Origin of the sequence: Acetivibrio mesophilus, from assembly GCF_004102745.1 — a bacterium.
GTDB classification, from domain to species: domain Bacteria; phylum Bacillota; class Clostridia; order Acetivibrionales; family Acetivibrionaceae; genus Hungateiclostridium; species Hungateiclostridium mesophilum.
Map to the genome: position 1 here is coordinate 239,012 of NZ_RLII01000004.1, position 12,641 is coordinate 251,652.

Consider the following 12,641-nt stretch of genomic DNA (forward strand, 5'->3'; position numbering starts at 1 on the left):
ATTGTATACAAGGTCTCCTTCCTATTTTTTTTGGATCTAGCCATAATTAATGACATATTTCTTTGAAATACAGAGTCTTTCATTGTATATTGGAACCATTCTGATTATTTGGAATTTGTAGAAGTCAAATGTTCCAATTCCTCTAAATGTCTATTTAGCTCTTCCTCGTCAAGATTGCTCAGATACGACAACCTGTAGTCCTTGGCCTTTTTTCCTATTTCCAGTGCTTTCTCCATCCTACCTAAATCCTTTAAAATACAACTATAGTTATAGTATGCTTCAGGAAAAGAGGGATTAAGACTGACAAGATTTTCATATAATTCCTCAGCCTTTTTAATATTGCCGATTTTATAGTATGTATACCCCAAATTATCAAGTATAACTGCGTTGGAGTTATTGTACTCATAAGCCTCTTTATTGAAACTTAACGCCTTGTTCATATCTCCATCCAAAATAAGAAGATATCCTAGACTGCCGTATATCGTTGTGTTTTTATAGTTCGAAAACACATCCTCCAGCATTTTTATACCATCTTTCAGTTGTCCTTTTTTCCAAAGAACCAATGCATAATTGGACTTTGCCTGCATCATACTGTTGCTGTCAATATTTGAATTCATAAGCTCCTCAAAAACCTTCTCGGCTTTTTCCAACTTCGCTGTCTTAAGAAGCAAATATCCATATAGGATTTTAACTGACGGTTTGTTTTTTGCAACTCTGCAAGCCTTTTCAAGCCATCCGATTGCTTTATCGATATCTCCCTTTCGATAAGCCCGACTTGCAGCCGCTTCGAAAAAAATACTTCTTTCTATATACAGCATATAGACGAGAAATGCAAAAAGAAGTATATATCCCGCTGTTTTGTTAACTAAAAAAGCCAAAATGATTATCGCTGTACAAACTACATATTTAATTAATGCATTCTTTTTCATAACCAAACCTCCTGCGCCAAAATCAAAAATATCGGCGCATATCATACTAAAGAATTTTATTATCAAGTTCTGCTTTTAAAAGCTTGTTTATAAGCTGAGGATTTGCTTTTCCCCGGGTCTCCTTCATAGCCTGTCCAACCAAGAACCCAAAGGCTTTGTCCTTCCCCTTCCTGTAGTCCTCAACCGATTGAGAATTATTTGAAATTATTTTTTTTACAACTTCTGCGAGTACTTTCTCATCACTTACGACTTCGAGCCCCTCTTCCCTGACAATGGTCTCCGGATCCTTGTTCTGTTCAAACATCTTTTCCAATACCTTTTTGGCAATAGTTCCGCTTATTGTTCCCTTCTCAATCAAACCCACGAGCTTTGCTAAGTCCTCTGCCGAAAAAGGTATGTCTTCAGCTTCCATACCTTTTTCATTGAGGATTCTTGAAACATCCCCCAGGATAAAATTGCTCACAGCCTTTGGATTATTACTTTTTATCGCCGCGTCTTCAAAGAAATCGGCAAGGGCCTTTGAACCTGTAATAATCAAAGCATCGTGCTCAGGAAGCCCAAACTCATTAATATACCTTCTTCTTCTCGCATCGGGAAGCTCAGGCAGACTCTTTCTGATTTTTTCCTTCCACTTTTCATCCACTACTATCGGCATAAGATCCGGTTCGGGGAAATATCGATAGTCATGGGCCTCCTCCTTGGTCCTCATGGAGTAGCTTATACCCTTATGTTCATCCCATCGTCTGGTTTCCTGAACAATGATTTTGCCATCTTCGATAACCGCAATCTGTCTTTTTGCTTCACTTTCAACTGCTCTTACTATTGACCTTAGGGAGTTTAAGTTTTTCATTTCCGTCCTAGTACCAAATTCCTTCTGACCTTTAGGCCTTACCGAAAGGTTAACATCGACTCTCAACGAACCCTCCTGCATCTTGCAGTCAGAAACATCAATATATTGAAGTATAGCCCTAAGGCTTTCGACAAAAGCTTTGGCTTCTTGTGCCGATTGCATGTCCGGCTCGGTAACAATCTCAATAAGCGGTACACCGCATCTATTATAATCAATAAGTGTTCCTATTTCATGCTCATCATGCATAAGCTTTCCGGCATCTTCCTCAATATGTATTCTTGTGATTCCAATTCTCTTTGTCTTTCCTTCCACCTCTATATCAATATATCCGTTTTGGCAAATAGGGAGGTCATACTGAGAAATCTGATATGCTTTGGGAAGATCGGGATAAAAATAGTTTTTCCTATCCTGCTTGCTATATTCTGCAATAGTGCAGTTTGTAGCAAGACCTGTCTTTACAGCATATTCCACCACCTTTTTATTAAGAATCGGAAGAACTCCCGGCATACCGGTGCATATAGGGCATGTGTGGGTATTGGCATCTCCTCCGAAATCTGTGGTGCACGAACAATATATTTTCGATTTTGTCGAAAGCTCAACATGAACTTCCAATCCTATAATCATTTCATATTCCATACCAACACTCACCTCAAATTCTCGCCCTATTTTTATGATACTCAGTGTTTTGCTCAAAAGTATATCCTACACGCAGTAAAGTACTTTCATCAAAGGGCTTTCCTATCAGCTGCAGCCCTATAGGAAGATTGCTAATGTCAAAGCCGCATGGTATTGTAAGTCCCGGCAGCCCCGCTATATTCACCGATACCGTATATATATCTTCAAGATACATTTCTAGAGGGTTGTCTTTCTTCTCCCCAATCTTATAGGCAGTGGTAGGTGCCGTAGGCCCGAGCAGAACATCGTATTTTGCAAATGCCTCATTAAAAGCATTCTTAATCAATGTCCTTACCTGAAGTGCTTTTTTGTAGTATGCATCATAATAACCGGAGCTTAATGCATATGTCCCAAGCAATATCCTTCTCTTTACTTCGACACCAAACCCTTCACTCCTTGTTTGTATGTATAAGTCCAATAAATCTGTATATTTTTCAGCTCTGTATCCATACTTTATGCCATCGTATCTTGCAAGATTGGAGCTAGCTTCAGCAGATGAGATAAGATAATAGGCCGGAATAGCATACTCCGTCAAGGGAAGAGAAAACTCTTCCAATTGGGCCCCAAGCTTCCTCAAAGTCTCCGCCGCATCCAAAACAGCCTTTTTTACCTCGGGATTTGTCTCCTCTGCTATATATTCTTTTGGTATTCCGATCCTAATCCCTTTTACATCATTTATCAAGGCCTTTGAATAATCAGGATACTTTATATTGGCAGAAGTGGAGTCCATCGGGTCATAACCAGTTATGGCGTTTAATACAATGGCACAATCTGTCACATCCTTAGTCAAAGGGCCAATCTGATCCATGGAAGATGCAAAAGCCACCAGTCCAAAACGCGAAACCGCGCCATAGGTAGGCTTCATCCCTACAATACCACAAAAGGAGGCAGGCTGTCTTATTGACCCCCCTGTATCCGACCCTAGGGCAAATCCCGTCATTCCAGCGGCAACAGATGCAGCCGAACCGCCGCTTGAGCCTCCCGGAACCCTTTCAACATTCCATGGATTTCGTGTAATCTTGAAGTAGGAGTTTTCAGTAGATGACCCCATGGCAAACTCATCCATATTGAGCTTGCCCAAAAGTACCGTATCCTCATTATAAAGCTTTTTCGATACTGTTGCATCATAGGGCGGTATAAAATTATTCAGCATTTTCGAAGCACAGGTTGTTTTTACATTCTTGGTACAAATATTATCCTTTAATGCCATTGGAATACCTGCAAGAGGTGATACTGCTTCGCCCTTATCAATCCTCTCCTGCACTTTCTTAGCCCTATTTAATGCCTCATCCCCAAGAACTGTTATATAGCTTTCGATCTTTGCATCAACTGCATTTATTCTATCAAGTAGCGACTGTGTAAGCTCTACAACACTGACCTTTTTACTTCTTATAAGGTCACACATCTCGTGAACCGTAAGTTGGTAAAGTTCCACTGCTTGCCCTCCCCATTTTTATCCCTTATCCGAGAATACAGCTATTCAACCACCTTGGGCACCTTAAAACATCCGTCCTCTTTTGACGGCGCATTCATCAGCATTTTGTCTTTAGGATATGAATCTAGAACCTCATCATCTCTAAAAATGTTCTTTATTGGTATGACATGATCTGTTGGAATAATTTCCGACGTATCAAGTTCATTCAATTTGTCTATATAGGATATAATATTTTCCATATCCAGCATAAGCTTTTCCTTTTCTTTATCAGTAAAGTTCAGCCTTGCAAGGTTTGCCACATGTTCCAATGTTTTTTTGTTAACCCTCATCTTTGTTCCTCCTATATTAGACATCAAATCATGTTAGTAAATCAAGCTTTTTATTGATACACAATTTATATTTTATTATTAAATTAAGCTTTGATCCAATAATATTCCCTTCCTAATGTCGAAAGACAATGTTTAATTAGCTGTCTGTGGCATAAATTTCTTCGAAATGCTGCATTCTATAAGCTTCTTGAAATATGCATCAATATATTGATTATTATATATAATGAGCAATAATGCGTCAATTATGAGAACCGGATGGATTAAATAAAAAAGCGGCCTCAAAAAAGACCGCCGGTTCCCTCCAACAAAGAGGAGAACTTATGTTGATACGTTTGAGTGTACACATAATAATTATATGTGACACCCTATATATTGTCAACCATTATATGCATTATATGTAACTTATTGCATGCCAGCCATCAAGATCTACATCTTTCAAGCAGATTCATTATAACAACTCCCAGCTCATTGTCACTTACATCATTCTTAAGAACCTTCTCATAGCCCCTAAAGTTAAAACTGTATGAACCATCAGAACCTTTTTTTGTTGTATTAAGTACGATGCCAAGCTCTTCCTTGTAGTAAATGGAGATGTTCCTTTTCCCTTTTGAAAATTCATTCCATGACTTGCATTTAAGCTTGCTCATAAGCTGATCGTCGGAATGAATTATCTTGCCTTTGCACATTGCCATAGAAGACCTTACTGCTTCTCCAAGTTCTAAAGGTTTATAGGGTGCCTTTAAGAATATAGGACTTTCCACAGCTCTTCCAACCCCATGTTTGTCTCTTGCGTAAGGAATTACAGTCACATTGTTGTTCTCATCGAAAAACACACATACATTACCGTAATTAATACTCATAGTATTAATTGCTTTCTTGAGCTTCCTTTTCCTTTTAATGGTTAGCAGGATAAATACAAGTATCAGTAATAATACTATTGCTGAACAATAGAATAGATACAATAAAAACTCATTTTCCATAACCAACACCCTATTCCCTAACTCCAAAAGTTGGAGTGCGACACCAATGGCACAGATATATCGCACCTCAAATAAAGAAGTTTCCCGCAATCACCATTAAAAGCTTCTCCTCCACCTCGTTTAAAGTGTTTTTCGATTCTTTTCCCCTCTGAGTTACAACTAATACCAGTTTTAAACATATGTACCCCCTTAATAAAAATTTATTAATATATATATATATATATAAGAAAAAATTATACTCTTTTTAATATCTCTATATAATATAATGAAGACTAAAGGTGTGTGCTACTCTATCATTTGTCTGAAGCTATTCTCATCAATTATTTCAATGCCCAAGTCTTTAGCCTTTTCCAGCTTGCTTCCTGCTTCCTCGCCAGCCAGTACATAATCGGTCTTTTTAGACACACTCCCTGAAGTCTTTCCTCCAAAACTCTTTATAATCTCTTCTGCTTCTTTTCGAGTAAGGCTCGGAAGTGTACCGGTAAGCACAAAGGTTTTTCCCTCAAACCTGTTGTCTTTAATTTTCTTTTTGCCAAAGCTTATGGTATTTACTCCAGCGGCTTTAAGCTTTTCTATAGTATCCCTAATCTGCTTCTGACTGAAAAACTGTTCAACACTTTTTGCCATCTTGCTGCCAAACTCAGGTATTGCCTCAATGTCTTCAGAAGATGCATTCATAATGGCATCAAGAGACTCAAAATTTTCGCTTAATAGCTGCGCTGCCCGAAGTCCTATGTGCCTAATCCCAAAGCCAAATATCAATCTATCGATATTATTTTGCTTTGATTTTTCTATCGAAGTAAGGAGATTTTCGATAGACTTTTTGCCCATTCTTTCCATTTTAATAAGGGTTTCTTTCTCTTTATATAAATAATACAAATCTGCTATTTCCTTTATGAGTCCTTTTCCAAGAAGAGACTCAATAATCGCAGGTCCAAGACCTTCAATATTCATTGCATCCCTTGAAGCAAAATGGACTATATTCCTGTAAAGCTGGGCAGAACATTCTATCCCGGTACATCTGTATGCCGCTTCCCCATCTTCTCTCACTACATCTGCACCGCATACAGGACATTGCTCAGGCATATTAAACACAACTTCATTTCCGCTGCGCTTTTCAAAAACCACATCCACAACTTCGGGAATTATGTCTCCTGCCTTTCTAATACGTACCGTATCACCTATTCTTATATCCTTTTCCCTTATATAATCCATATTGTGAAGTGTTGCTCTGCTCACGGTAGAACCGGCAAGTCTAACCGGATCAAAAACAGCATTTGGTGTCAACACTCCCGTCCTCCCTACGTTTACCCATATCTTCGTAACAACAGTCTCTTTCACTTCCGCAGGATATTTATAGGCCACCGCCCACCTTGGAGTCTTGATTGTGGAGCCCAAAACTTCCCTATGGGATAACGAGTTTACCTTAACTACAGCGCCATCAATTTCAAAGCCTATATCTCCCCGCTCATCGCCAATGCGGTTTATTTCGTCCCAAACAGCATTTATATCCTGACATACCTTGTAGCCCGGGCTTACTTTAAATCCCAGCTCCTTTAGAAAATCAAGGGTATCGGAATGGGTTTCTAAACTTTCACCCTCAATTCTCTGTATATTAAAAATAAATATATCAAGCTTTCTTAGATTAGCCACTTTAGGGTCTAACTGTCTCAAAGATCCGGCTGCGGCATTTCTTGGATTTGCAAAAAGCTGTTGGCCTGCCGACTCCTGCTCCTCATTTATTCTGATAAAATCCTTTTTCGAAATAAATACCTCGCCCCTTACCTCCAGTAAAGGCAACTGTTTCTTTAATTTCAGAGGTATTGATTTAATGGTTTTGAGATTCTGCGTCACATCTTCTCCAACCAAACCATCACCTCGGGTTGCTCCCCTTGTAAATACACCATTTTCATAAATTAGGGAAACTGACAACCCATCAATTTTTTTCTCGACAACATACTCTGTGTTATCTCCTATAGCTTCCCTAACCCTTCTATCAAATGCCAAAAGCTCTTCCCTGCTGAATACATCAGAAAGACTTTGCATCTGCACAGCATGTAGCACCTTTTTGAATCCTTCAAGGGGCTTATCCCCCACCCTCTGGGTAGGAGAATCCGGGGTAATAAGATCCGGCCGTTCCTCTTCAAGCTTCTCAAGTTCCCTATAAAGAGCATCATATTCAAAATCACTTATTTCCGGTGCATCTTCCACATAGTACTTATGGCTGTGGTAGTTTAGAACCTCCCTTAGCTCAAGTATTCTCTTGTCTATTTCCACTTGTTTTTTCCCTCCATCAAACAATTGTAAATCTAACAGCTTATCTGTTTAACTTTAATACTATATAATCTTTGATACTATATAATTAATTTATTTTCTTCAATTTGCTTTACAATTCTTTTTATCTTTTTATCTTTTTTTAGTCTTAACTGTCTTTAAAACCACCGCATTCAACACCAGCACCGAAATTGCAATCCAGACTATTGCCCACAACAATTCCGGCAACCCGGTAATATTTCTCAATCTTGTTATATCTAAAGGTGTACCGGAACTCCATCCCTGTATAATCGAAAAATACTGATTTATCTTAAACAATACAGTGGAAACCAATGTCTCATAAATAATATATGCAATGGAAGACATTGCTACCACATCAATAACAATTTCTTCTATGCCGTCTCTTTGAATCATATACAGAACAACCGCAATTGCTACAAATATTGCCGCATATAAAACAGTTCCCCTAAGTGAAGGACTGCTTATCGAAATAAAAAGGTATATAATTGCCAAACTCCCCAGAAGATATTTTCTAGCGCTCGTCCTTTTTAAAAACATAATTAGTACAAAAAACAGTAAACTTCCCAAATAACCTCCATTGGATACCATAAAAGATGGAAACCATCCTTCTGCACTAACCATTGAATCTCCCATTGACCCAAAAGCAACACCAAAAGCATCAAAACCATGACCGAAAAGAAACGCCACAATAGCATGTCCCGCTTTATGGAAGAATGTGGATAGAATCCTAAATGGCTTAAGTATAACCTGATTCCATAACAAAACAACAGTAATAAGAATCATAAAGTATTTCCATATAGTTTTCATATTCACCTCATACAGTTTTATATAGTTTGTACGAACCAAGTCCTTATAAATCGCACCAAATGAACCTCATCTATGATGCAAAGATTTATTTACCAAGCTTATACATAAAATTATACATTTACACAACAAAAAAAGAAAGAGATTTCCCTTCCTTTTTTTATTAAATCTGTTTGTGAAATTCTTATGATCATTAATCCTCGATTATTGTATAAGTCCCATTTTCATCTTTAACAGCACCCATCTCATCAAGTGCGTTTATCACCGCATTGGCCAGAGCTTGGGCAGACTTCTTCCTGAACGCATCATCAGACAGCTTTGCTCTATCCGACGGATTTGAAATATAGGCAATTTCAGCTATTACTGCCGGCATCATAGTCTTTCTTAATACTGCCAGATTGGGTCTTTCAATTATACCGTTATCTACAGTACCAAGTGTCTTTACCAATTCCTTCTGAACAATTATGGCAAGCTTTCTCCCATCCATTTTACTATATTTAGGATTCAACGAAGGACAGTAAAGAGTCTCCGTCCCCCGGTATTCCGAATTATCCGGCATAGAATTGCTGTGTACACTAATAAAAAGAGTAGCCTCAAGCTTATTTGCAAGGTCAACTCTCGGTTCAAGGTCAACAAATACATCTGTCTTCCTAGTATACACTACCTCGATCCCCATATCCTCAAGAAGCTTTCCCAGCTTTAAAGAAATATCAAGGTTTATATCCTTTTCGTAAAGAATCCCGTTATAAGCTCCCAGATCCTCTCCTCCATGCCCCGGGTCTATCACCACAATTACCTCTTTAGGTTTAGGTTCATCTATATTGCCTATCCCACCTATATTTCCAGGGTTGATAGCCGTTTTATTGCCATTCTCTCCTAAGTAATCATTGCTGTCCTTGGGCCCCATCGACAGCTCTCGGTTATAAACACCGATACCCCCTACGGCCAGAATTGCAAAAACCACTGCCAAAATGATTATCTTCATCCTTAGTGGAAGGCGTAAATAAAACCTTCGTATCTTCATAAGAAAAGCCTTTATGTTCATAATCTTCCCCACTTATAGCCATTCATATTAAAAATCATACTATTAAAAGACCTCTAAGTCAAATTAAAAGATTTGACCGTTTAACTCCAATATTTTGCCACAAGCATTTTACATTAAAAGCTCGGAACATCGAGTCCCTTCGCTTTGGCCTCTTTCATTTCATTCCAAGAGGCCAAATAAAAAACTGTTTTTATACTCTAGACAACATAGAAAACTGAAATATGCAACACATAAATTGTGTTGTGTATATTATCGTATAAAAACAGTTTTATTATAATGTATATTTTATTGGAAATCCGTCTAATATTTACTGGACATATCGGTTTACATCATTTAATGTAATGCCCTGATGAAGCGCAATATTGAGGCCGTTGGCAATTACCTTTGCAATTCTGTCAACAACATCATCAATCTCTTTTGGAGTTACCACAAGATTGCCGACATAGGGCTGCAGCACCTCCTGTATTAACTGGTATTTCTCACCTCTGTCTATGTTTTTAAGCAGATTGTAGAAATGAGCATCCTCTTTTGCTTCTTTTATGAGGTTGTCTATAACGAGGTCAATTGTATCATTTGCCATGGTTGCGGCATCCACTACTGTCGGAACTCCTATTGCAACAACCGGGACTCCTAGACTTTCTCGGGAAAGCTCCATTCTTTTATTGCCAACTCCGGAGCCCGGAGCAATTCCTGTATCTGCAATCTGAATAGTGGTATTTACTCTCTCCATCTTTCTGGAAGCCAATGCATCTATGGCAATTACAACATCGGGCTTAACCCTATCTACAATACCTTTCACAATTTCGCCCGTCTCTATACCGGTAATACCCAATACACCTGGCGACACTGCACACACCGGTCTTACCCCTTTGTCCACCTGTTCGGGAACATATTCAAGCAAATGCCTTGTGACCATAAGCCCGGAGACTGCTTTCGGCCCCAATGCGTCCGGTGTAACATTCCAGTTTCCCAGTCCTATAACCAGGATTGTCGAGTCGTCTCTAAGCTTCAATATACGCACCAATTCCATAGCAAGAGCCTTACAGGTTTCTTCGTACAAAACCTGGTCATTTTCCTTCAGCCTAGGCACCTCAAGGGTGATATAATTACCCATCGGTTTTCCAATAGCCACTTCTCCGGTAGGTGATGTTACTTTCACTCTGGTTATCTTTATATCTTCTGTACCTGCATTTTCGATATCAACTCCCGGCGGATCCCTTCTTTCATTGTTAAACTCATTTTCCTTCAATAGCTCATGGGCTTCCAGCACAAGATCTGTTCTTATATTCCTTTTCACTCAATAATCCTCCCTTGCCTATTTAATAAAAAGTAATATTTTCTCTTATCCCACATAAACATTATTTTTCCTCAATTATTATTAATAAATACCTACATTATAACGAGGTAATAAATGTCCCTATTAAGTGACAGATACCCAGTTGTTATAATAATCAGCGCATTTTGATCTATCCGTCTTTATTTATGCAAAAAATGTGATTTTGCCCTTGCATTTTGATTTATATCGTGTTAAAATACTCTTTGTCGAATAACTCGCAGGAGGTGAAGGAATTGCCAAATATTAAATCCGCTATTAAAAGAGTACGTGTTTCAGAGACAAAAACTCTTAAAAACAGCATTAGAAAATCAGTACTTAGAACAAATATAAAGAAATGTAAAGAAGCTATTGCAAGCAATGATTCAGATGCTGCAAATGCTCTTAAAGTTGCCATAAAGACTATAGATAAATCAGCAGCAAAGAATATTATTCATAAAAACACCGCTGCGAGAAGAAAATCAAAGCTCGCTAAGGCATTAAATGCTGCCGCTAAATAAAAAATGTACTTGAAAGTACGTTTTTTACTTAAGTCCTGATTATTAAAGCTCACGGGTTCTTCCCGGAGCTTTTTTACATTTACCGCTTTATTCAGCTGCCAGATTGCAAATTAGTATTTCCACAGCCGTTCTGTCATTTATCCTTCCCGTCTTTATTGAAAGATCCAATTCAAGGGCCTCCTGTATTGCTTTTTTCAGTTTATCCTGAGAAAAACAGCTAGTCTGCCGGATCATTTTCTTTGCCACATAAGGGTTTAGACCCATCTTAGAGCAGGCTTCCTTCCCATCCATACCTTTACTGCATAATAGCTTTAGTTCTAATAATTGCCTCAATTGCTTTGCTATCATAAATAAAATCTTGGGCAGTGGCTCTTTTAAAATCATCATATCGTTTAACAGCTTCAAGGCAGTATCAAGCTTTCTTTCGGCTATAGCATCGATTAAGTCAAATATTCTGCTCTTTATTGACTTTGTACAGACTTTTTTTATGTCATCAATAGCCACTTCCGGCCTATCGCCCAAATAAAGAATAACCTTGTTTATTTCATTTAGTATTTCAGTCATTCCGGTTTCACATATATCTATAAGGTATGATGCGGTATTCTCATCAATCACCTTGTTGTAGGACCTAAAAACCTTCATAGCCCATTTTACAAGTTCCGGCGGCTTTTGAAACGGAAACTCCACCATCATACCATACTTCTTCACAGCAGCTACCATCTTCAGCCTTTTGTCAATATCCTCCTCATAAAAAACAAGGCAGGTATAAGGGGGTATATTCTGTAAATACTCAATCAATTCATCCTTTTTATTATCTTTAGAGGAGCTTGACTTTTTTGAGTTAAATAGTTCGGACTTTTTAACAACGACCAGTTTTTTTTCTCCGAAAAACGGCATTGTTTCACAGGCCTCAATTATCTTTGAACTCTCGGCCCTTCCCTCTATTGCTATTTTATTTAAACCCGTTTGATCATCTCTTAGAATAATTTCTTCAATTTTGCCCAGGTAGAATTTTTTTAGGTATTCTTCCTCACCACAAAAAAGATAGAGCTTGTTTAAGTTTTCATTTTTTATTTCTAGCTTTAATTTATCTATACTCATTTTACTCTCCCAAGTATTATAACATCTCGGTTCAAAGAAAATTTTTCGGTTGTAGAAAAATTTTCTTACCTCGGTGGTGTTTCAACGAGGCGCAAGATAGCTCACTGCCTGAAAGGCTAACCGTTACCCACCACTTATAAGAAGTGGTGGGACATTTATCGCCTCGTTATAAATTAATCAACAACATAGATTATATATTCTCCAAAGTTTTTCTTCAAGCCCGGTTAAAATTATAGTACTTAAATTGCAATATTAAATGCAACACTTTTTAAAGAAACCTGATGATATTTATCATTCCAACCTTAACCATTCTTCAACAGGCGGGTGAAATGGTGTCAAGGGCGGTTTTCCCCTTGATACCATTT

Annotated in this window: 11 protein-coding genes; 1 reads left to right on the forward strand and 10 read right to left on the reverse strand. The window is 38.1% G+C overall.

What is annotated here, in order from left to right:
• Positions 1–104: 104 nt before the first annotated feature.
• The 9 genes from EFD62_RS05925 to gpr form a co-directional block, all read right to left on the reverse strand.
• On the reverse strand, positions 105–929 hold the full coding sequence (locus tag EFD62_RS05925) for a tetratricopeptide repeat protein (protein WP_069193463.1): 825 nt from the start codon (positions 927–929) through the stop codon (positions 105–107).
• 46 nt (positions 930–975) lie between these two features.
• A complete protein-coding gene (gene gatB / locus EFD62_RS05930) occupies positions 976–2,415 on the reverse strand; it encodes an Asp-tRNA(Asn)/Glu-tRNA(Gln) amidotransferase subunit GatB (RefSeq protein ID WP_069193462.1) in 1,440 nt (479 codons plus the stop codon).
• Positions 2,416–2,428: 13 nt separating this feature from the next.
• A complete protein-coding gene (gene gatA, locus EFD62_RS05935) occupies positions 2,429–3,889 on the reverse strand; it encodes an Asp-tRNA(Asn)/Glu-tRNA(Gln) amidotransferase subunit GatA (protein ID WP_069193461.1) in 1,461 nt (486 codons plus the stop codon).
• Positions 3,890–3,930: 41 nt separating this feature from the next.
• Complete coding sequence (gene gatC / locus EFD62_RS05940; RefSeq protein ID WP_069193460.1) at positions 3,931–4,218, reverse strand: Asp-tRNA(Asn)/Glu-tRNA(Gln) amidotransferase subunit GatC; 288 nt, start codon at positions 4,216–4,218, stop codon at positions 3,931–3,933.
• Positions 4,219–4,637: 419 nt separating this feature from the next.
• A complete protein-coding gene (locus tag EFD62_RS05945) occupies positions 4,638–5,198 on the reverse strand; it encodes a hypothetical protein (RefSeq protein ID WP_069193459.1) in 561 nt (186 codons plus the stop codon).
• Positions 5,199–5,483: 285 nt separating this feature from the next.
• A complete protein-coding gene (gene ligA / locus EFD62_RS05950; RefSeq protein WP_069193458.1) occupies positions 5,484–7,475 on the reverse strand; it encodes an NAD-dependent DNA ligase LigA in 1,992 nt (663 codons plus the stop codon).
• 129 nt (positions 7,476–7,604) lie between these two features.
• Positions 7,605–8,300 (reverse strand): M50 family metallopeptidase, encoded by a 696-nt coding sequence (locus EFD62_RS05955; protein WP_069193457.1) that lies wholly within the window; start codon positions 8,298–8,300, stop codon positions 7,605–7,607.
• Positions 8,301–8,490: 190 nt separating this feature from the next.
• Positions 8,491–9,342 carry an N-acetylmuramoyl-L-alanine amidase family protein gene (locus EFD62_RS05960; RefSeq protein ID WP_128705848.1) on the reverse strand — a complete coding sequence of 284 codons (852 nt, stop codon included), beginning with the start codon at positions 9,340–9,342 and terminating at the stop codon, positions 8,491–8,493.
• A 307-nt stretch (positions 9,343–9,649) separates the two neighbouring features.
• Positions 9,650–10,639, reverse strand: a complete 990-nt coding sequence (gene gpr, locus EFD62_RS05965) for a GPR endopeptidase (protein WP_069193455.1) — start codon at positions 10,637–10,639, stop codon at positions 9,650–9,652.
• Positions 10,640–10,911: 272 nt separating this feature from the next.
• Between gpr and rpsT the strand changes: the two genes are divergently transcribed.
• A complete protein-coding gene (gene rpsT, locus EFD62_RS05970; protein WP_069193454.1) occupies positions 10,912–11,175 on the forward strand; it encodes a 30S ribosomal protein S20 in 264 nt (87 codons plus the stop codon).
• A gap of 87 nt (positions 11,176–11,262) precedes the next feature.
• On the opposite strand, the gene holA is transcribed toward rpsT, so the two are convergent.
• A complete protein-coding gene (gene holA, locus EFD62_RS05975) occupies positions 11,263–12,276 on the reverse strand; it encodes a DNA polymerase III subunit delta (RefSeq protein WP_128705849.1) in 1,014 nt (337 codons plus the stop codon).
• Positions 12,277–12,641 lie beyond the last annotated feature (365 nt).

Bases quoted from the DNA above. Each gene is read 5' to 3' on its own strand.
- EFD62_RS05925 (WP_069193463.1), bottom strand. From the start codon at position 929: ATGAAAAAGAATGCATTAATTAAATATGTAGTTTGTACAGCGATAATC.
- gatB (WP_069193462.1), bottom strand. From the start codon at position 2,415: ATGGAATATGAAATGATTATAGGATTGGAAGTTCATGTTGAGCTTTCG.
- gatC (WP_069193460.1), bottom strand. From the start codon at position 4,218: ATGAGGGTTAACAAAAAAACATTGGAACATGTGGCAAACCTTGCAAGG.
- EFD62_RS05945 (WP_069193459.1), bottom strand. From the start codon at position 5,198: ATGGAAAATGAGTTTTTATTGTATCTATTCTATTGTTCAGCAATAGTA.
- EFD62_RS05955 (WP_069193457.1), bottom strand. From the start codon at position 8,300: ATGAAAACTATATGGAAATACTTTATGATTCTTATTACTGTTGTTTTG.
- EFD62_RS05960 (WP_128705848.1), bottom strand. From the start codon at position 9,342: ATGAACATAAAGGCTTTTCTTATGAAGATACGAAGGTTTTATTTACGC.
- holA (WP_128705849.1), bottom strand. From the start codon at position 12,276: ATGAGTATAGATAAATTAAAGCTAGAAATAAAAAATGAAAACTTAAAC.